We start from the raw sequence: 17,818 nt of genomic DNA, 5'->3' as shown, positions 1-17,818 counted from the left end.
CCTTGAGATACTGGCCACTTGCTGTAAGGGAATACAGCCATCCTCGGAACAGTTACGAAACTGTAGGTTTAGTTTTGTATGATCGGCGTTCAGGAGGAGTCATGAGAAGCGAGACGCTGGACACGGTGGAACTGGGTTCGACCGGGATGGAGATCACGCGGGTCGGGTTCGGGGCCTGGGCCATCGGCGGGGGTGAATGGGAGTTCGGTTGGGGGCCTCAACAGGACGAGGAGTCGGTCGCCACGATTCAGCACGCGCTGGACCTCGGCATCAACTGGATCGACACCGCGGCGGCTTACGGGTTCGGACGTTCGGAACGGGTGGTCGGTGCCGCCCTGCGGGGCAGCGCAACGCGGCCGTACGTCTTCACCAAGTGCTCACTGCTCGATGACGGAACAGGGCGGGTGCGGCACAGTCTGCGGCGGGATTCGGTATTGCGGGAGGCGGAGGCCAGTCTCGAGCGGCTCGGGGTGGATTCGATCGACCTGTACCAGATTCATTGGCCCGATCCGGATTCGGACATCGAGGAAGGTTGGGCGGCGCTGGCGGAGCTGAAGGAGCAGCGCATGGTCGAGCACATCGGGGTATCCAACTTCGATGTGCAGCAGTTGCGTCGGATTGCCGCGATCGCACCGGTCGAGACGCTGCAGCCGCCGTACTCGCTGGTCGATCGCGATGTAGACGAGGAGATCCTGCCGTATGCCGAAGAATCCGAGATCGGCGTCATCGTGTACTCCCCGATGGGTTCGGGGTTGCTGACCGGCGCCATGACCCGGGATCGGGCCGCGCAACTGCCCGGCAACGACTGGCGCTCGCGCGACCGGCGATTCACCGAACCGGAGCTGTCCCGCCATCTCGAGACCGCACAGCGGCTGCGAATGGTCGCGGATCGGTACGGCGTCGCGCCAGGTGCCGTCGCGGTCGCATGGACGTTGGCCAATCCCGCCGTCGACGGTGCCATCACCGGATTTCGGCGCCCCGACCAGATCGACCCCATCATCGCCGCCGCGAGCCTGCGGCTCACCGCGCAGGACCTTGCCGACATCGATCAGGGCCGGAGTTCCTAGTGGCCGACGTCGGTTTTGTGGGGTTGGGAGCGATGGGCGGCCGCATGGCCGGGCGCCTGCTCGGCTCTCACCGCGTCCATGGCTGGAATCGCAGTGCGGTCAAAGCCGAGGGGCTCATCCGAGACGGATTGATCTGGTGTGATTCGCCCAGACAGGTCGCCGAGGCAGCACGGGTCATCTTCACGATGGTCACCGACGGCCCGGCGTTGACTGCGATCGTGTGCGGCCCGGATGGAATCCTGGCGGGTCTCCGGCCGGGTGGAATCGTTGTCGACCTGAGCACAATCGGCCCGGACACCGCTACCGAAATCGGGGAGTGGGTCGCAGAGAGGGGCGGGAGGATGGTGAGCGCTCCGGTCGCCGGCACCATCACTGCCGCGGCCGACGGCACCCTGGTCATCATGGCCGGTGGTCCGCCGGACACGGTCGCTGCCGTGCAACCGCTGCTGGGGCAGCTTGCTCGTCGGGTCGTGCCGCTCGGCACCCAGGCTCAGGCGGTGACCCTGAAACTGGCGATCAACCTCAACCTGGCCGCTCAGATGCTGGCTTTCAGTGAGGGGCTCGTGCTGGCCGAGCAAGCGGGCGTCGAGCCGGCCCTGGCTGCAAATGTCTTGGTCGACAGCGCGATCGGCTCCGTGGCGCTGTGGAGGCGGGCGCCGCTCATGCTCGACCTGCCCGACGAGCCCTGGTTCGACATCCGTTCCATGATCAAGGACATCCTTCTCGCCCAGGACGTGGCCCGATGCCACGGTGTCACCGCCGACACCGCTACTGCCGTCGAGAACGCATTGGAGCGCGCTGCAGAACAAGGTTATTCACGCCGTGACATCGCGGCTCTATACACTGCGCTGCGAGAGCGAACGCCGATCGGGAACCGGCTGCCGACGCCAAGGCCATGACCACGTTCACATGCGGCATCGATGGGACGAATTGCCGGCGACCTCGAGCCGACCGCGCGTCGACTGTCACTGCCGCGCCTAGTGGGCGCCTCCCATCTCCAGCGCCAGCACGCCGATGATGACAGCAACGAGTCCGATGATCTGCACCCAGCTCAGCGGCTCGTGGAAGATGACCGCGCTCACCAAGGCGACCAGAGCCACACCGCTGGCGGCCCAGATGCCGTAAACCATCCCGAGCGGCATTCCGCGCTTCAACACCTGGGTCAGTAGCGTGAAGGCGGTGATATATCCGGCCGCCACCAGCACTGTCGGCACCACCTTCGAGAAGCCGTCAGACAGCTTCAGGCATACGGTCGCGACCACTTCCGCCAGGATCGCACCGAGCAACAGCAACCACTGCATGTGTCATAGCTCCCTTCTATGAAGCCTGGGCAAACTATCTGAACATATGTCAGACTATCTCACATCGCGATAGTTGAGCAAATGATCCAGTAGTTTCGAGGTCCGTGAAGGAAGAGCGAAGGTGCACGTTGTGAACCTGCTGACAGCTGATTGCCGGGAACTGGAGAAGTCTGGCATGTCGGGATTTGATGAAATCCTCACGAAAGTTGATGTAGGCCGACTGGGTGCCGGCCGAGCACTGGATGTGGTGTGGCGCGGGTCGGGGCTCCGGCGCGTGCGGTCGATCGAGCAGCGCCGGTGCACCCGTATCCGCCTGTGGTGGTCGATCGCGCCGGAGCTGGAAGGGCGGCGGGCATGACAAGCGGGCAGGTCTCTGTATCGGCGCCCGCTCCGGAGCGAATCGAGGGCATCGATGCGCCCTCCGCTCGCTCGACGGCGGAGACTCTCGAAATCGGTGCACTGCTGGCGATCGTCGGCGGGTTCCTGGATGCGTACACCTATCTCACCTGCGGCGGAGTCTTCGCCAATGCGCAGAGCGGCAATGTTGTGCTGCTCGGTGTCGAGGCGGTGCACGGGAACTATGCGCAAGCTTTGCGTCACCTGTTTCCGATTCTGGCGTTCATCGCCGGTGTTGTGCTGGTGGAAACGCTGCGCTGCCGGCGAGTCGCCGCGCTGGTCCGCTGTCCTGCCCGGGCGGCGTTGCTGCTCGAGGTTGCGGTGCTCATTGCGGTGGGTTTGCTGCCCGGGGTGTTAGCACGTGACGTAGTCGTTGTGCTGATCGCTTTCGTTGCGGCGGTACAAATTGCGACGTTCCGCACGCTGCGCGGCTGGCTGTACACCACGACTATGGTGACGGGCAATCTCATGGCCATGACCAGCGGCATCTTTGGCCGTCTCGTCATTCGCGACCGGGAGGCCACGGCCAAGGCGATCAACTTCACCGCCATTACGGTGAGCTTTCTGGTCGGTGCCGTACTCGGCGGCGCATTCTGCCTGTTGCTGGGTAGCCGCGCCATCTGGATTCCCGCCGTCACCCTGCTGGCCGCCCTGAGCCTGTTCGTCTTCGACGGACGTTTCGGGCATCGCTCCATGGATCGCGAGGCCGATCGCCAGCCTCGATAGGCAACGAGAGCGCCCCATCGGGTCTTCGCAGGGGGCCGAGCAACCTCGGCATTGTTGCGGGGCTCGGTGCAGCACTGCTCAGCAACACCGCCATTCAAATCCTCACCGGAGATGTCAACTGCGAGGCAGTGGTAGGCGTCTCTCGCGCTCGGTTGCGACGTGATATTTGTTGCATTAATAGATCATCATGTCGGAGCCGCTACTGATTGAGCTGCGGTTTCTAGCAATCATGGCCTTGTAAGTCTGATTCATTGATGAATCATGATGATTCGATAATGCAGAATATGTTGGTGTGGCGTATCGATCTTGTGCGTACGTTGCAGGCGCCCGCCGGCACAACGGACCGGGTTGAACAACCTGATGAGGATGAAAATGGCCATCGAGCGATAGGAAACCGAAGATGACGATCGATCCGCGTCCTCACGATCTGGTGCGATTGAATCTTCCGGAAGTTTTGCGGAGTGTCGAGGCTCCGTCTTGGGTTGCCGATTCTTTGAAGCGCGCACCGTGGGCCGTGGTCCACCGCCGCGAGGCGAAGGCCGGCCGCTGTCCAGTCGTCATCCGCGGGAACGCCCGCTGGCAGCGGTTCGCACTGGATATCGGCACCGCCGACTACACAACGGTGGTCTCGCCGGAAGAGCTGGCCGACCGCGGGGACGAATTGCCGGACCTGCCCGCGGTACGCACACTGCGCGCGGTGCGCCGGATTCTCGACGAGACGGGTTGGTGCTGGGGCCCGACCGGCGGCATCGGCTACCAAATCGTAACCGGCGAGCCGACGGTGACAGCCGACAGTGATCTCGATCTTGCGATCCGATTCGACCGCTTGCCGCCGCGCGACGAACTGCGCATGCTCGGCGCCGAATTGCGAAGGCTGCACGGTAATCCCGTGCGCATCGACTGTCTGATAGAGCTTCCGATAGGGGCAATCGCTCTGGGTGAGCTGTCTGTTCGGCATGAACACAATCTCGGTGCGCGCATTCTGCTGCGTACAGCCTCGGGGCCCTGTCTGGTACGGCTAGGGGGCTGATAGCCCGCTCCAGGGATTGCGATATGGGACATGCCCGCAACAGTTTTCGCGGTACGTACCCGCTGATCTCGACAGGATCTGCCGTGCCGGGCGGTGATCACCGCACCAGCACGCCGCCGATGCGGGGAGCGGGCGATGGGCGTGCACGAGCCGCTGCGGGCCGACCGCCGAGTGCCCGCCGGTCGCGCGCGGTATCCGCGGTCGTGGATCATGCCGTGTAGATCATGCGACCACGGCCAGCAGTGTGGTCGCGGCGTCGGTGAGGACGCGGTCGCCCCGGAGTTCCGTCCGGTGCCTGGCTTGATCGACGGTGATGCCGCGACTGGCCAAGCGCCACAGCGTGTCCTGATTCGTGCGTAGAGTCGCGACCATGTCGTCGGCGGGTGCGGCGGTGAGAATCCAAGCGGCACCGTTGTTCACGACGTTCCATCGTCCTCCGGCGGGGCCGGTGATCTCCACTGTGATCGCGGTGCCCGCCGGGCGGGCGTGGTCGCGCAGCGCGTACGGCAGCGCGTGCAGGAAGGTGACGAGGACCGGGTGCATCAAGGCCACGCTGTCGGCCCCGGGCCGGGCTACCGCGTCGCGGATCTGCTGCTGGTGCACCCAGAATTCGGTGTACTCGCGGGCGATGTCCAGCCAGGCCGGGCTCGCGCCGGGACCGGCCCACGACACATCCAGATGTGCGGGTCCACTCAGATCGGTTGCCGCCCATACTTGGTCGAGCTGTGGACCCAGGTGCGCCAGCAGGTCGATCATGGTCTGCGGGCTGCATTGCCGCATCGCCTGTACGAATTCCTCGTTCACCCGGGTCAGGTAGGCGGGCAGCGACTCACCGGCGGTGAAGGCGGCACCGGCGTATCGGTCTCGGTTGCCGGAGATCCTGCGCACGTAGTCGTTGAGGATGTGCGCCGTCACGTCTCGTACCGCCCAGCCCGGGCACACGGTGGGCTTGGCCCACTGCTCGGTGTCCAGCGTCGCGAGCAACTCCAGCAGGGCCTGCCGTTCCTGCGGGAACAGCGGCCGGGTATCGACGGGGATCATGATGGCCAGTCAACCCTTGACCAGGTCGCGTGCGCGAGCCAATTCCAGCCCTGGCCCCCACCCGACCGCCCCCGTCGAACGCCCATAAGCAGGGACACGCGGCTCCGCACGGATTCGGTCGAATGCCGAACGACGCCGCGTACTCGATGGTGTCTGCGGGCAACGGCTGACCGGCGTCCGAGGGCTACTGCTGCGTTCGAGGCGGTACGCGCGATAACTCCGGTGTGGAGAAGACACAGCCTGGGTCGGGGGGATTCGGGGACCGCGTCGGTTCGGTTCCCAGGGCTCTTCCGGTGAAACGTAATTCGTTGTTCGCGCTCGGTGTGGGGGTGGTGATCGTGCTGCTCGGCGTGGGGTTGGGGGTGTGGAACAACTCGCAGTTGGCGGGTAAGACACGCACCGACGGGACGGTGGTGGTGTCGGGGGACCGCGATGGTGAAGGCGGGGTGGTGCGGTTCACGGCTGCTGACGGGCGGGAGTATCTGGCCGATATCACTTCGTGGAGTGTTCTGCACCAGTACTGGCGGGGAGATATCGTGGCGGTCGCCTACGATCCGGACGATCCCAATGATGCGCGGGTGGCGGATTTTCACGAAACCTACAGCGGGACCGTGTTCATCGGCGGGTTCGGGGGCCTGATCATTCTTGCCGGGGTGTGCGGACTCTTCGCGGCGCGCCGCCGGCGTCGACTGACGGCCTGGCTCGCCGACCACGGTCGCGAATTGCATGTACCCGTGCGGTCGGTCCGCGTGAAGGAGGGTGCGCGCGGGAGTAAATCGGACAAGATACTGAGCTACTCGCTCGAAGCGAGCTGCGTCGACCCGGTCACCGGGCAACCCTTCACGGCGAAAAGTGAGGCCTTCGAACAGCATCCGGGGCCGTACCTCGCCGCTCGGGATCACGTGCGGGTGCTCTACGACCCCGCCGATCCGCGCCGCAATCAGCTCCTCTGAGCGACGCTGCCGCCCTCGAAGCGGCCTGTTTCCAGTGCGGACCGGCGATGTCGCTGCGGGAATCCCGGTCCCAGGCGGGCGGTGACGTCGGCGTGGTGCAGCGGTTCGCGGCAGTGGGCGCAGACGACTTCGGCGTGGGTGTCGTGGTCGCAGGTGGTGTGGTGCAGGACGACGGGCGCGCCTTCGGGGGCGAGCCAGCGGTCGCCCCAGCGCATGATGGCGGCGATGACGGGGAAGAAATCGCGGCCCTGGTCGGTGAGGCGGTATTCGTGGCGGGGTGGGCGGTCCTGGTAGGGGACTCGCTCCAGCAGGCCCTCGTCGACCAGGCGGTTCAGGCGCTGGGTGAGGACATTGCGGCTCAGGCCGAGCGTGCGCTCGAATTCGTCGAAACGCTTGGCGCCGTAGAAGGCTTCGCGCAGCACCAGCGGCGTCCACCAATCACCGATGAGGTCCACGGTGCGGGCCACGGTGCACGGCCAGTTCGCGAATGTCGTGCGTTTCATGCGTCCACGGTATCCAAGCGGGCGGGGACGTACTTGTGCCACGGGGTGCCGACCCATTCGTCGCGGGAGTCGAATGCGGTGAGTTCATTGGGCGCGACGCCGGTGGTGACCGGGGCGCCGGAATCGTCGGCCACCGACAGGCCGAAGCCATTGGGCAGCGACAGGTGGCCGGGGCGCATGCGGTCGGTGGGCTCCACCGGGACCTGCACGCTGCCGCGGCGGGTGCTCACCCGGACGAGATCACCCGCGCGCAGGCCGAGACGGTCGGCATCGGCGCTGCTCATGCGGAGCGCGCCGCCGCGATCGCGGGTGCGCCACAGCGGGTCTCGCACAATGGTATTGGCGGTGAAAGCCCGGCGCTCGCCGGCGGAGAGGATGAACGGCCAGGAATCCGCCTCGGGTTCGGGATCGGGCAGGGTGGCGATCACCCGCAGCAGCTCCGGGATATGCAGCTGAACGGTGTTGTCGCGCAGCCGGTTCCAGGTCTCCTCGTAATCGTCCTCGGTGATGACGATGCCGTGCTCGCCGGCGAGAATCGCCTCGAAGAGCCGTTCACCGGCTTCCAAACCGGTTCCGTATCCGGCGCGTTCGACGCTCTTGGGGAATTTGCGGGCACAGTTGTAGGCCGCCGCCCACAGCAGGGCCGCCGCGGCGGCGCCGCCGGGCAGGGTCGGGCCGAGGGTCCGATACAGCAGGACGGGTGCGAGTTTCGCCTTGCTCCGGTCGGCCAGAATGCCGAGGAAGGCCATGGCGAAGGCGTCCCGCCCCTGCGCGAGCGCGGCCCGCAGCGGGGCGTAATCGTCTTCGGACAGCGTCCCGGCGGCCTCCACCAGCCGGGCGTGGATCTCCGGTTCGGTCAGCACCCCCTCCGGTGCCGACAGTACCGGATGCCGGAGATGGAAGATATTGCGGGGAAAGTCGAAATTGAAGAACGTCGCCTCGTACTTCTCGAATTGTGTTGCCGCGGGCAGGATGTAGTGCGCCAGCCGGGTGGTCTCGGTCATGGCCACGTCGACGGCCACCACCAGTTCGAGCGACTCCAGGGCTTCGCGCATGCGCGCCGAATCGGCCAGGGAGTGCACGGGATTGCTGCTCTCGATGAACATGGCGCGATACCGGGCGGGATGATCGGTGAGGATCTCCTCGGTGATCACATTGCACGGCACCAGCCCGCCGATGATGGGCGCGCCCGCCACCGGGCTGGTCGGCCACTGGCCCGCCGGATGCCCGCGATCGTGCCCGATGGCCGACATGCCGGTGAACGCGTACTGCGTCCCCGGTTTGCCCAGATTGCCGGTGAGCAGCCACACCAGCTTCTCCACATAGCTGACCACCGTGGAGTACCGGTTCATCTGCACGCCGAGATCCTCGAGCGCGGCCACCGAGGTCGCCGCGGCCAGCCGCCAGGTCGCCGCTGCCACCAGCTCGATATCCACATCGGCTATGGCGCAGTACTTTTCGATGGGAACCTCGCGCAGCACCGCGACGACCTCGTCGAGCCCGTGCGCGTGGGCGCTCAGCCAGTCGGCGTCGATCAGGTTGTCGCGCACCAGTATCGCCGCCATGGCCGACAACAGGTACACATCGGTGCCCGGCCGCAGCTGGAGATGGAAGTCGGCGAGTTCGGCGGTCTCGGTGCGGACCGGATCCAGCACGATCATGGCGCGCCCCGGATCCTTGGCGATCTCCTTGAGCACCGTGCGCGTCCGCGGAAACCCGTGCGACTGATAGGGATTCTTCCCGACGAAGAACGCCACCTCGGCGTGCTCGACATCGGCGCGCACCGGATGCCCGAACATGCGCGCCCCCACCCAGAAATCCCCCGTCTTCTCCTGCGCCAGCGCACTGGACCGATACCGCATCCCGAACGCCGCCATGGTCGCCGGCGCGTACGCCCCACCCAGGTGATTACCCTGCCCGCCCCCGCCGTAATAGAAGATCGACTCCCCGCCGTACCGCGCCCCGATCTCCCGCAGCCGCGCGGCCACCTCGGAAATCGCCGTCTCCCAGTCGATCTCCTCGAACGACCCGTCCGGACGGCGGCGCAGGGGAGTGGTCAGCCGCCCCGTGCGCCCGTTCTGATAGTGATCGAGCCGCAGCGCCTTGTTGCAGGTGTAGCCCGCCGACGCCGGATGCAGCTTGTCGCCCCGGATCTTCTCGAACGTCCGGCCGTCCGCCCCGACCAGTACTTGAACGCCGCAATTGCACTCGCACAGGATGCACGCGGTGGGCCGCCACTCCGTCATGGCAGCAGTGTAGGCAAGTAAGTTCACTTGCGCTACTAACTTCGGCGGACACGTATCCTGGTCGAGGTGAGTGCTGATCGCCTTGCCGAATTGCGCGGGACCTTTCAAGTAGGGGCGCGGCATGTGGTGCACAGTGCGCCGGAGGTGTTCGGGGGGCTCGAGGTGGTGCGGTGTTTCGGGTTCGATGTGCGGGAGCCGGAGCCGGTGCGGCGGAGGAAGATTCCCGGGGGGACGGTGAAGCTCGTGTTCGCGCTGGACGGGGTGTTCGATGGGCGGGCGGTGGAGCCGACGCCGCTGGTGGTGGGGTTGCACGATCGGGGCGGGACCGTGGAGCATTCCGGGCGGATGGTCAGCGTTCAGGTGCAGTTGGATCCGCTGACGGCTCGGCGGGTGCTCGGGGTGCCGTTGCACGAATTGCGGAACAGGGCCGTTGATCTGGCGGATGTGGTGGGGCCCTCGGCGCGGCAGCTCGCACAGCGGCTGGCGGAGACGGGGGAGTGGGATGCGCGATTCCGGCTGGTGTCGGAGTACCTGCGGGAGCGGGTGGAGGCGACCGAGCGGGACGGGGAGATCCTCGATGCGGTGCGGCGGCTGCGACGGACGCGGGGTGCGGTGCCGGTCGCCGCGCTCGCCGATGAGTACGGTTGGAGCAGAAGGCATTTCAGCCGGAGGTTCACCGATCAGGTCGGATTGTCGCCGAAGTCGTACGGGTCGCTGATGCGGTTCTCGGCGGCGCTGGCGGCGCTGACCACCTCGGGCGAGCACGAGCTGAGCCGGATCGCGAGCGAGCTCGGGTATTTCGATCAATCCCATCTCAACCGGGATTTTCAGCGGTTCGCGGCGACCACGCCGGGGCGGCTGCTGTCGATGTCCCAATCGTCCAATACCGGGTAGGGCGGTGGTCCTTAACGTTTCGGCTGTTCGGACCGGAATCGAAAGGACAGCCCATCATGCCGGGATCGCCGTTATCGGTCCGTGTGGCCGCCGCAGGCGTCGGTATCCACGCGATCAACCATGTCATCGTGCTTCTCGTTCCACCGGTCGGCTGGAATCCGGGAACGATCTACCACTTGATCAGCGCGCCACTGTATGCCGCGCTCATCCTCCCGCTGCTGGGCGGCCGCAACTGGGCCAGGATCACCATCTCCATCCTGCTGGGCTGCCAATTCGCCGGCCGGTTCGTGGTGTGGGTGATGTTCCCGTCGAGCGGGGTTCATGTCGCGCTGCTCACCGGATGGGCGATCTCCCTGATCGTCCTGGCCGCCTTGTGGATTCCGCGATCGGCGCGCGACCACTTCCGGGGCGGCGGGATGCGGGACGCCCGTGTGCTTGACGAGGTGGAGAAGGGCTCTTGAGTCCGATGGCCGTTCACCTCTCGACGGCGGGGCACCGTGTGCGGGGATACGCCCGCACCGCCGCCCGGGCGGAGCCGTTGGTCGCCGCCGCGGCAGCGGCGGTCGTCGGGTTCGGCGATCGTTTCGGTCGCGCGGAACCGGGTAGGGCGCGGGAAGAAGCCGATGAATGGAGGTGTCACATGCCTGTCCGACTCGATGGCGTGCGCGTGGTGATCGCGACGTCGAACGCCGGTGTCGAACACGATGAACTGGTGGTGCCGCGGGATCGGCTGCGCGAGCGCGGCGCCCAGGTCGGGTTCGCCGCCATGAAGAACGAACCCGTGCGCACTTTCCGGCACGATCTCGAACCCGAGGCGACGGTGCGGCCCGATCTGGCGCTGGAGGATGTCGACCCGGACGAGGTCGATCTGTTGATCGTGCCCGGCGGCACGGTGAATGCGGACAAACTGCGCGTGCACGAGCCGGCGCGGGAGTTGGTGCGCGCCCTGGCCGCGCGGGGGAGGCCGATCGCGGCGATCTGTCACGGTCCGTGGCTGCTCGTCGATGCCGGGGTCCTGCCGGGCAAGACCGTGACATCGTACGGATCGCTGCGGGTCGACCTCGTCAATGCGGGCGGGACCTGGGTGGACGAGCCGGTGGTGCGGTCCGCGGACGACGGCTGGACGCTGATCACCTCCCGGCGGCCGGATGACCTGCCGCAGTTCGTCGAGGCCATCACCGAGGTGGTCGCCCGGTGAGCTGATCGGTGGATTTCACCAAAGGGGATCGCGCCACCGTGGCCGTCTCCTAGCTCGGGGTCTGCCTGGAGCGCAGGGCGTGATCGCGAATCTTGCGCAGGGCGTGTTCGAGGGCCGTGCGCTCGGTGTCGGTGAGCGGGCCGGAGAGCACGCGGTCGATGATCGCGAGGTGGCCGGGGAGGACCGCGGCGTTCTTGGCGGCCCCGGCCGGGGTGAGCCGGGCCAGCACCACGCGGCGATCGCTGGGATCGGTGGTGCGCTCCACCAGGCCGCGTTTGTCGAGCCGGTCGATGAGGCGGGTCATGCCGCCGGAGGTGAGGCCGGTTTGCAGGACCAGGTCGGTGATGCGGAGTTTGCTGCCGGGGGAGCGGCCCAAGCGGAGCAGGACGTCGAATTCGGCTACCGAGAGATCGTGGGCGCGTTCCTGGGCGGCGATCTCGCGCATCACCTCGGTGTATGCCTCCGCGAACAGGCCCATGAGGGTGATTTTAGGGTCGCTGAGCGGGTCGGATGCGTCCATGTGTGGACACTATCACTTGTCGACACCAGTCAGTATCTATACAGTCAGTGTCTGACTAGTCAGATAACTGCAAGCTTGCTCCCTTCTGCTGGAGAGGACGAGTTCGATGGACGGTTACACAGTCGACAGGAATGTGCCGTGGCCGGTGCCGATCTGGGACGCCGACACGGTGCGGTTGATTTCGCAGGATCTCGGATCCGGGGCGTATGCGGTGGTGGCCGATACCGCCGAGGAGCAGACGGCGGCGGGGATTCCGCAGGCGACCTCGGGCGGGTTCATCGTCGGGGCCGACGCGGTGTTCGTGATCGAGTCGATGATGACGGCCGGGCTGGCCGGGCAGGTGCTGGAGCTGGTGGCCGCGGTGTCCGATAAGCCGATTCGGTTCGTGGGTGTCACCTCCGATCACGGCGATCACTTCTTTGGCAACTATGTGATGCCGGAGCATGCCCGGATCATCCAGCACGAGAACGCGTTTCGTGCGATCGAGCGGACCGGTATCGAGCCGCGCAAGCAGGCCCAGATCGGCTGGTTCGATCTGGGCAAGGGCATCGAGGAGGTGCGGTACCGGCCGGCGGATCTGCTGGTGCCGCCGGACGGCAAGCTCACCGTGAATCTCGGCGGCGGCAAGTTCGTCGACGTGCTCGATCTCGGGCAGGGTCAGACGCCGGGCGATCTGTGGTATCACGATCCGCAGGCCGGGGTGATCTACGCGGGCAATGCGTTCATCTCCGAAAAGCCCGCCATCCCTTGGCTGCTCGACGGAGTCGCGGAGCGGCCCGCGCGCACGCTGCGCAAGATCTTCGACTGGCTGCCCGACGGCACCAGGATCGTGCCGGGCCACGGCCGCGTCATCGGCAAGGAGGGCATGCGGTTCTTCGTCGAATACACCGAGCAACTGGTGCAGCGGGTGCACAAGGCGGTATCGGAGGGACTGAGCCTGGAGGAGACCAAGAAGGCCGTCCCCATGACCGAATTCGACGTCGGCTACCCGCTGTTCGACTGGCTGCACTTCGACATCAATATCCCCTGCGCCTACCAGGAAGCCCTGTCGGCCTGACGGAACGGAGAAGTCCATGGCGACAGTCGGTTTCGTCGGGCTGGGCGATATGGGTTCGCGCATGGTCCCGCACCTGCTGCGGGCCGGGCACACCGTCCGGGTCTGCGATCTGCTGCCGGAGCGGACGGCCGGCGCGGTCGCACAGGGTGCGATCGAGTCGGCCGATCCCGCCGACGCGGCGCGCGGGGCCGACCTGGTGATCAGCGCGGTCATGTCCGCCGACATTCCGGCCGCGCATCTCGGGCCGGCCGGAATCCTGTCCGGCCTGCGGCCGGGCGTGGTGCTGGCAATGCTGTCGACCACCACACCCGCGGTGCTGCAACTGATCTCGGCGGCCATGCCGGAGGGCACGCGGCTGCTCGACGCCACCCTGGTCGGCGGCGTCCGCTACGCGGCCGAGGCCGGGCTCACGGTGCTGCTCGGCGGCGGTGACGACGCGGTCGCGGCAGCCGAGCCGATCCTGGCCGAATTCGGTGAGGTGGTGCGGGTCGGACCGCTCGGCTCCGGCGTGGCCTACAAGCTCATTACCAATGTGGTGGTGATGGCCGCCGAAGCCGGGCTGCGCGGAGCTGCTGCCCATCTCCGCAGCCGGGCGCAGCCGCCTGTGGGCCGCCGCCGAGGCTGATCCCGCCTCGGTGTTCTACGACCTGACCACCCACCGGACCGCGCTGCCGCGGTTCCGGCTGATCGAAGGAGCTCGCCGATGACCGTTACCGATATCGATCCCGATGCCCTGCGCGCCACCGCCGACGCGGTGCGCCGTGAACCCGTCAAGGGTCGCTTCACCTTTCGTGTGGACGGCGACTGGGACGGCGGGTTCCGGTTGCGCTCCCGGGTCGGCGCGCTCACCCACGGGGGCGTGCTCGACGCCGGGCGCGCCGGGCGTTTCACCCTGACCGCCGACGAACCCGCCGAGGTGCTCGGCACCGACACCGCGGTCTCCCCGGTCGAATACGTGCTCCAGGCGCTGGCCGGATGCTACACGGTCACGCTGGCGAGCAATGCCGCGCTGCGTGGGATCACCCTGCACGGGGTGCACTTGGACCTGGAGGCCGACCTGGATCTGGCCGGTTTCCTGGCCGTCGACCCGGCCGCTCGTCCCGGTATCGGGGTCATCCGCGTCCAGGTGAGCCTCGACGCCCCGGAATCCACCGACGCCGAACTCGACGAGCTCATCGAGGTCCTGCAACAACGCTCGGTCGTTCGCGACACTCTGGTGAATCCCGTTGCGGTCGAGACGGTATGGCGGCGCGGCTGAATGATCTGCCGGTCAGCCGGTGGACTTCACCCAGGGGATCACGCCGCCGGCGAGGACCGCGTCGACTTGGTTGCGGGAGAGTCTGTGCGTCATCTGGTACTGCTGATCGCGAGTGGTGTTGTGTACCGCTATCTTTCCGTCATTGCCGAGCTGGGTTCGGATGTCGGGCACGGTGAGTTCGTCCCCGGCCTCGATGCGGGTGTAGTCGTCGGGATCGGTGAATTCGAGGGGCACGATGCCGAAATTGGCGAGGTTCTGCCAGTGGATGCGGGCGAACGAGCGGGCCAGGACCACGCGCAAGCCGAGGAAACGCGGTGTGATGGCGGCGTGTTCGCGGGACGAGCCCTGTCCGTAGTTGTCGCCTGCGACGACCAGGTGGGTGTGGCCGGGGACCTGGGCGGCTCGGTTCGGATAGTCCGGGTCGATGCGGTCGAAGGTGAAGTCCGCCAGCTTGGCCAGATTCGATCGGAAGGGCAGAGCGCGGGCGCCGGCGGGGGAGATCTCATCGGTGGATATGTTGTCGCCGAGCACGAGAAGAACTGGGCCGGTGATGGTTTCGGGAAGGGGATCGAAGTCCGGGAGGCCGGTGATGTTGGGGCCGCGGGTGACCTCCGCCTGCGCCGCTCGGTCTTCCGGCAGCGGAGGCGCGAGCATGTCGGTGTTGACGCTGGATCGTTCCGGGATCCGGGGGTGCGCCTCGGAAATGCCCCAGCGGGAGGCCAATTCGCGGGGGTCGGTGATCTCGCCCGTCAGTGCCGAGGCCGCGGCGGTCTCGGGCGAGCACAGCCAGACCGAATCCTCCCGGGTTCCGGATCGGCCGGGGAAGTTGCGGGGGAAGGTGCGCAGGGAGTTGCGGCCGACCGCGGGGGCCTGGCCCATGCCGATGCAGCCGAGACATCCGGTCTGGTGAATCCGGGCGCCGGCCGCGATCAGATCGAAGATGATGCCCGCCTTGGTGAGATCGGCGAAGATCTGGCGGGAACTGGGGTTCACGTCGAAGCCGACCGCATCGCTGGTCTGCCGTCCGCGGACCAGTTCGGCGGCGATGGCGTAGTCGCGATAGCCGGGATTGGCGGAGGAGCCGATCACCACCTGGCTGACCGGTTCCCCGGCGACTTCCTTGACGGGGACGACGTTTCCGGGTGAGGAGGGGCGGGCGATGAGCGGTTCGACCTCGTCGAGGTCGATCTCCTCGGTGTGGTCGTAGTCCGCGTCGTCGTCGGCCGGCAGTTCGCGGAAATCGTGCGGGCGCTGCTCGGCGCGGAGGAACTCGCGGACCGCGTCGTCGGCGGGGAAAACCGTTGTGGTGGCGCCGAGTTCGGCGCCCATATTGGCGATCACGTGCCGGTCCATCGCACTGAGCGTGGCCAGGCCGGGACCGTGATACTCGATGATGCGATGCACGCCGCCCTTCACGCCGTGCCGGCGCAGCATCTCCAGAATGACGTCCTTGGCCGACACCCACGGCCGCAACCGCCCCGTCAGCCGCACACCCCAGATCTCCGGCATGCGCAGCCGCAACGGCCGGCCCGCCATGGCCAGCGCGACTTCCAGGCCGCCGACGCCGATCGCCAGCATGCCCAGCGATCCGGCCGCGCAGGTGTGGGAATCCGAACCCGCCAGGGTCGCGCCGGGAATTCCGAAGCGCTGCATATGAGTCGGATGCGACACCCCATTGCCGGCCTTGGAGAACCAGATGCCGTAGCGGCGGCAGGCGGTGCGCAGGTACTCGTGGTCCTCGGCATTGCGCTCATCGGCTTGCAGCAGATTGTGGTCCACGTACTGCACGCTCACCGGGACCTGCGTCCGTTGCAGACCCAGCGCCTCCACCTCCTGCATGACCAGGGTTCCGGTGGCGTCCTGGGTGAGCGTCTGGTCGATCCGCAGCCCGATCTCCTCCCCGGCGACCATCCGGCCGGTCACGAGGTGATCACTGATCAGTTTCTGGGCGACGTTGTACCCCATGAGCGTGACTTAGCCGCGTAAAGCCAGTTCAAACACCCGGCGTCCGGGACCGCCAGGTTTCCAGCTTCGAATGCGCCTCGCGCAGCTGGCGGTAGGAATCCCGGTACACCTCGAACAATGGGTCCAGCAGCGCGGTAGTGCCGGTGTCGGGGCCGAAGACGCGGTCGATCGTCGTGGTCCCGGCGGTCGCGGTGGCGAGATCGGCATGGATTCCGGCGCCGATACTGCCCAGCAGCGCCGCGCCGAGCACGGCGCTGTAGTCGCGCGTCGCCAGCCGCTGCACGGGTCGCCCCAGCACGTCGGCGAAGATCTGCGCCCACAGTTCGCTCTTGGAGCCGCCGCCGGAAAAGGTGATCGATTCCAAGGGTTTTCCGCACGCCGACTCGACGGCCTCCAGCACCTGCCTGCCGGACATGGCGACACCCTCCAGCACGGCCCTGCCCAGATCGGCGCCGGTGGTGGCCGTACTGAGCCCGAGAAAACTCCCGCGCACCGCCGAATCCCACAGCGGCGCACGCTCACCCATGAGATGCGGCGTGAACACCACACCGGAGGCGCCCGGCGCCGCGGCTGCGGCATCGGCGAGCACCCGCGCAACCCTCGATCCGGAAGCCCGGCTCCACCACCGCAAGGCGTCACCGCCCGCTTGCGTCGGCCCGGCGTGGATGATCACACCCGCCGACGGCGGAAACGTCACGATGCCCGCCGTCGGCACCGACACCTCGGCCGCACCGGCGACGACAAGCGAAGTGCCACAAGAGATCATCCCCCGCCCCGGAACGGTGAGACCGCACGCGTACATCTCACTCAGCGCATCCATGGTGCCGACGACCGCGACGGCCGCACCGAGCCGGCTCGATGCGGAATCGGTGACCGGACCCAGCGGATCGGTGGCGTGACGCAGCGGCGGCAGTCGCTCGCCCAGTCCGTCGACGAGCTCGACCGCACCCTGGAGATAACGCTCGCCGCTCGCGTCCACGAGCCCGATCGAGGACATGCCATCGCTGGCGACCACCCCGGTGAGCAGCGCATTGATGTAGTCCTTCGGACTCAGCACCCACCGCGTCTCCCGCCAGACCTCCGGCGCGTTCCGCGCCACCCACACCACCCGCGGAATCAACCCCGAAGCATCGAAATCGTAAGAACGCCCCCAGATCTCGGCCCTGTGCTCGGCCGCGACCTCACGATTCAACTCCCGGGCGATCTCCGCACACCGCTGGTCCTGCCACGTGATCGCCGGCAGCAACGGCCGCAACCGCGCGTCGACGAACACATGCGTATTGACCTGACTGGTGACCCCGACCGCCCGCACCGTCCCCACCGCGCCATCCGCCGAGATCTCCTCGATCCCCCGCAGGCAGCCCGCCCACCACTCCCGCGGATCCTGTTCGGCCCAGCTCGGGTGCCGCCGCGTCATCTCGTGCCCGGTGGCGACGGTGCGAACCGGCTGCCCGTCCGCGCCGAACAGCGCCACCTTGACCGCTGTCGTCCCGACGTCGATACCGAGAATCGACCAGCCCGCACCACTCATCGCACCTCCCGTGAACCGGCACCGCCACGGCGAAACACCCGGAATGCCGCCGACCTTCAGCAATCCGGAACCTATCGCACCCCGGCGCCCCCGGTCGGCGGGAGTACCGGGTGTGGCGGGTGGACCGGCCGG

The 17,818-nt window shown here is 67.1% G+C and carries 19 protein-coding genes; 12 read left to right on the top strand and 7 right to left on the bottom strand.

Features of this window, described 5'->3' with window-relative positions; all coding sequences use genetic code 11:
* Positions 1-101 precede the first annotated feature (101 nt).
* Together ACFVIV_RS11925 and ACFVIV_RS11920 are read left to right on the top strand one after the other, a co-directional pair.
* A complete protein-coding gene (locus tag ACFVIV_RS11925) occupies positions 102-1,067 on the top strand; it encodes an aldo/keto reductase (protein WP_379195292.1) in 966 nt (321 codons plus the stop codon).
* Complete coding sequence (locus ACFVIV_RS11920; RefSeq protein ID WP_379195291.1) at positions 1,067-1,966, top strand: NAD(P)-dependent oxidoreductase; 900 nt, start codon at positions 1,067-1,069, stop codon at positions 1,964-1,966. The genes ACFVIV_RS11925 and ACFVIV_RS11920 overlap by 1 nt, the downstream gene beginning before the upstream one ends.
* 78 nt (positions 1,967-2,044) lie before the next feature.
* On the opposite strand, the gene ACFVIV_RS11915 is transcribed toward ACFVIV_RS11920, so the two are convergent.
* Positions 2,045-2,368, bottom strand: coding sequence for a DMT family transporter (locus ACFVIV_RS11915; protein ID WP_379195289.1), 324 nt, complete (start codon positions 2,366-2,368; stop codon positions 2,045-2,047).
* A 130-nt stretch (positions 2,369-2,498) separates the two neighbouring features.
* Here ACFVIV_RS11915 and ACFVIV_RS11910 point away from each other — a divergent pair, with 130 nt between their 5' ends.
* The 3 genes from ACFVIV_RS11910 to ACFVIV_RS11900 all read left to right on the top strand — a co-directional run bounded on the left by ACFVIV_RS11910 (position 2,499) and on the right by ACFVIV_RS11900 (position 4,520).
* Positions 2,499-2,726 carry a hypothetical protein gene (locus ACFVIV_RS11910; RefSeq protein ID WP_379195288.1) on the top strand — a complete coding sequence of 76 codons (228 nt, stop codon included), beginning with the start codon at positions 2,499-2,501 and terminating at the stop codon, positions 2,724-2,726.
* Positions 2,687-3,490, top strand: coding sequence for a YoaK family protein (locus ACFVIV_RS11905; RefSeq protein WP_379195286.1), 804 nt, complete (start codon positions 2,687-2,689; stop codon positions 3,488-3,490). Before ACFVIV_RS11910 ends, ACFVIV_RS11905 begins: the two co-directional genes overlap by 40 nt.
* Before the next feature lie 400 nt (positions 3,491-3,890).
* Positions 3,891-4,520 carry a malonate decarboxylase holo-ACP synthase gene (locus ACFVIV_RS11900; protein WP_379195284.1) on the top strand — a complete coding sequence of 210 codons (630 nt, stop codon included), beginning with the start codon at positions 3,891-3,893 and terminating at the stop codon, positions 4,518-4,520.
* 222 nt (positions 4,521-4,742) lie between these two features.
* Here the strand turns inward: ACFVIV_RS11900 and ACFVIV_RS11895 are convergent, their stop codons facing one another.
* On the bottom strand, positions 4,743-5,561 hold the full coding sequence (locus tag ACFVIV_RS11895) for a maleylpyruvate isomerase family mycothiol-dependent enzyme (protein WP_379195282.1): 819 nt from the start codon (positions 5,559-5,561) through the stop codon (positions 4,743-4,745).
* Positions 5,562-5,854: 293 nt separating this feature from the next.
* On the opposite strand from ACFVIV_RS11895, the gene ACFVIV_RS11890 reads away from it, so the two are divergent.
* Positions 5,855-6,514: a DUF3592 domain-containing protein gene (locus ACFVIV_RS11890; protein WP_379195280.1), complete on the top strand. Its 660-nt coding sequence runs from the start codon at positions 5,855-5,857 to the stop codon at positions 6,512-6,514.
* Here ACFVIV_RS11890 and ACFVIV_RS11885 read toward each other — a convergent pair.
* Together ACFVIV_RS11885 and ACFVIV_RS11880 are read right to left on the bottom strand one after the other, a co-directional pair.
* The gene (locus ACFVIV_RS11885; RefSeq protein ID WP_379195278.1) at positions 6,502-7,017 is read right to left on the bottom strand and encodes a winged helix-turn-helix transcriptional regulator; all 516 of its coding nucleotides are present in this window, start codon (positions 7,015-7,017) and stop codon (positions 6,502-6,504) included. The genes ACFVIV_RS11890 and ACFVIV_RS11885 overlap by 13 nt on opposite strands.
* Entirely contained in the window at positions 7,014-9,263 is a 2,250-nt protein-coding gene (locus ACFVIV_RS11880) for a molybdopterin-dependent oxidoreductase (RefSeq protein WP_379195276.1), read from the bottom strand. Before ACFVIV_RS11880 ends, ACFVIV_RS11885 begins: the two co-directional genes overlap by 4 nt.
* A gap of 66 nt (positions 9,264-9,329) precedes the next feature.
* Between ACFVIV_RS11880 and ACFVIV_RS11875 the strand changes: the two genes are divergently transcribed.
* From ACFVIV_RS11875 to ACFVIV_RS11865, 3 genes are all read left to right on the top strand, one after another.
* Positions 9,330-10,157, top strand: a complete 828-nt coding sequence (locus ACFVIV_RS11875; RefSeq protein WP_379195274.1) for a helix-turn-helix domain-containing protein — start codon at positions 9,330-9,332, stop codon at positions 10,155-10,157.
* Positions 10,158-10,285: 128 nt separating this feature from the next.
* Positions 10,286-10,618 (top strand): hypothetical protein, encoded by a 333-nt coding sequence (locus ACFVIV_RS11870; protein WP_379195272.1) that lies wholly within the window; start codon positions 10,286-10,288, stop codon positions 10,616-10,618.
* Between the two features lie 179 nt (positions 10,619-10,797).
* Positions 10,798-11,355: a type 1 glutamine amidotransferase domain-containing protein gene (locus tag ACFVIV_RS11865; protein ID WP_379195270.1), complete on the top strand. Its 558-nt coding sequence runs from the start codon at positions 10,798-10,800 to the stop codon at positions 11,353-11,355.
* Between the two features lie 49 nt (positions 11,356-11,404).
* Here ACFVIV_RS11865 and ACFVIV_RS11860 read toward each other — a convergent pair whose 3' ends face one another.
* On the bottom strand, positions 11,405-11,875 hold the full coding sequence (locus ACFVIV_RS11860; protein WP_379195268.1) for a MarR family winged helix-turn-helix transcriptional regulator: 471 nt from the start codon (positions 11,873-11,875) through the stop codon (positions 11,405-11,407).
* Positions 11,876-11,981: 106 nt separating this feature from the next.
* Between ACFVIV_RS11860 and ACFVIV_RS11855 the strand changes: the two genes are divergently transcribed.
* The 3 genes from ACFVIV_RS11855 to ACFVIV_RS11845 all read left to right on the top strand — a co-directional run bounded on the left by ACFVIV_RS11855 (position 11,982) and on the right by ACFVIV_RS11845 (position 14,190).
* The gene (locus ACFVIV_RS11855; RefSeq protein WP_379195266.1) at positions 11,982-12,932 is read left to right on the top strand and encodes an MBL fold metallo-hydrolase; all 951 of its coding nucleotides are present in this window, start codon (positions 11,982-11,984) and stop codon (positions 12,930-12,932) included.
* A 16-nt stretch (positions 12,933-12,948) separates the two neighbouring features.
* Entirely contained in the window at positions 12,949-13,557 is a 609-nt protein-coding gene (locus tag ACFVIV_RS11850; protein WP_379195264.1) for an NAD(P)-dependent oxidoreductase, read from the top strand.
* 78 nt (positions 13,558-13,635) lie between these two features.
* Positions 13,636-14,190, top strand: coding sequence for an OsmC family protein (locus tag ACFVIV_RS11845; RefSeq protein WP_379195262.1), 555 nt, complete (start codon positions 13,636-13,638; stop codon positions 14,188-14,190).
* Positions 14,191-14,202: 12 nt separating this feature from the next.
* Here ACFVIV_RS11845 and ACFVIV_RS11840 read toward each other — a convergent pair whose 3' ends face one another.
* Both ACFVIV_RS11840 and ACFVIV_RS11835 read right to left on the bottom strand, forming a co-directional pair.
* On the bottom strand, positions 14,203-16,155 hold the full coding sequence (locus ACFVIV_RS11840) for an aconitate hydratase (RefSeq protein WP_379195260.1): 1,953 nt from the start codon (positions 16,153-16,155) through the stop codon (positions 14,203-14,205).
* A 28-nt stretch (positions 16,156-16,183) separates the two neighbouring features.
* Positions 16,184-17,686, bottom strand: a complete 1,503-nt coding sequence (locus ACFVIV_RS11835) for an FGGY-family carbohydrate kinase (RefSeq protein ID WP_379195258.1) — start codon at positions 17,684-17,686, stop codon at positions 16,184-16,186.
* Positions 17,687-17,818: the final 132 nt, after the last annotated feature.

It is taken from the genome of Nocardia sp. NPDC127526 (genome assembly GCF_042672265.1).
GTDB lineage: Bacteria > Actinomycetota > Actinomycetes > Mycobacteriales > Mycobacteriaceae > Nocardia.
The sequence above is the reverse complement of the archived record's forward strand: the minus strand, read 5'-3'. Positions and strand labels throughout refer to the sequence as shown.

Excerpts from the sequence above, each read along its gene's own strand:
- ACFVIV_RS11880 (WP_379195276.1), bottom strand. The coding sequence starts at position 9,263 with ATGACGGAGTGGCGGCCCACCGCGTGCATCCTGTGCGAGTGCAATTGC.
- ACFVIV_RS11925 (WP_379195292.1), top strand. The coding sequence starts at position 102 with ATGAGAAGCGAGACGCTGGACACGGTGGAACTGGGTTCGACCGGGATG.
- ACFVIV_RS11845 (WP_379195262.1), top strand. The coding sequence starts at position 13,636 with ATGACCGTTACCGATATCGATCCCGATGCCCTGCGCGCCACCGCCGAC.
- ACFVIV_RS11835 (WP_379195258.1), bottom strand. The coding sequence starts at position 17,686 with ATGAGTGGTGCGGGCTGGTCGATTCTCGGTATCGACGTCGGGACGACA.
- ACFVIV_RS11895 (WP_379195282.1), bottom strand. The coding sequence starts at position 5,561 with ATGATCCCCGTCGATACCCGGCCGCTGTTCCCGCAGGAACGGCAGGCC.
- ACFVIV_RS11840 (WP_379195260.1), bottom strand. The coding sequence starts at position 16,155 with ATGGGGTACAACGTCGCCCAGAAACTGATCAGTGATCACCTCGTGACC.
- ACFVIV_RS11900 (WP_379195284.1), top strand. The coding sequence starts at position 3,891 with ATGACGATCGATCCGCGTCCTCACGATCTGGTGCGATTGAATCTTCCG.
- ACFVIV_RS11855 (WP_379195266.1), top strand. The coding sequence starts at position 11,982 with ATGGACGGTTACACAGTCGACAGGAATGTGCCGTGGCCGGTGCCGATC.
- ACFVIV_RS11865 (WP_379195270.1), top strand. The coding sequence starts at position 10,798 with ATGCCTGTCCGACTCGATGGCGTGCGCGTGGTGATCGCGACGTCGAAC.
- ACFVIV_RS11915 (WP_379195289.1), bottom strand. The coding sequence starts at position 2,368 with ATGCAGTGGTTGCTGTTGCTCGGTGCGATCCTGGCGGAAGTGGTCGCG.
- ACFVIV_RS11850 (WP_379195264.1), top strand. The coding sequence starts at position 12,949 with ATGGCGACAGTCGGTTTCGTCGGGCTGGGCGATATGGGTTCGCGCATG.
- ACFVIV_RS11885 (WP_379195278.1), bottom strand. The coding sequence starts at position 7,017 with ATGAAACGCACGACATTCGCGAACTGGCCGTGCACCGTGGCCCGCACC.
- ACFVIV_RS11860 (WP_379195268.1), bottom strand. The coding sequence starts at position 11,875 with ATGGACGCATCCGACCCGCTCAGCGACCCTAAAATCACCCTCATGGGC.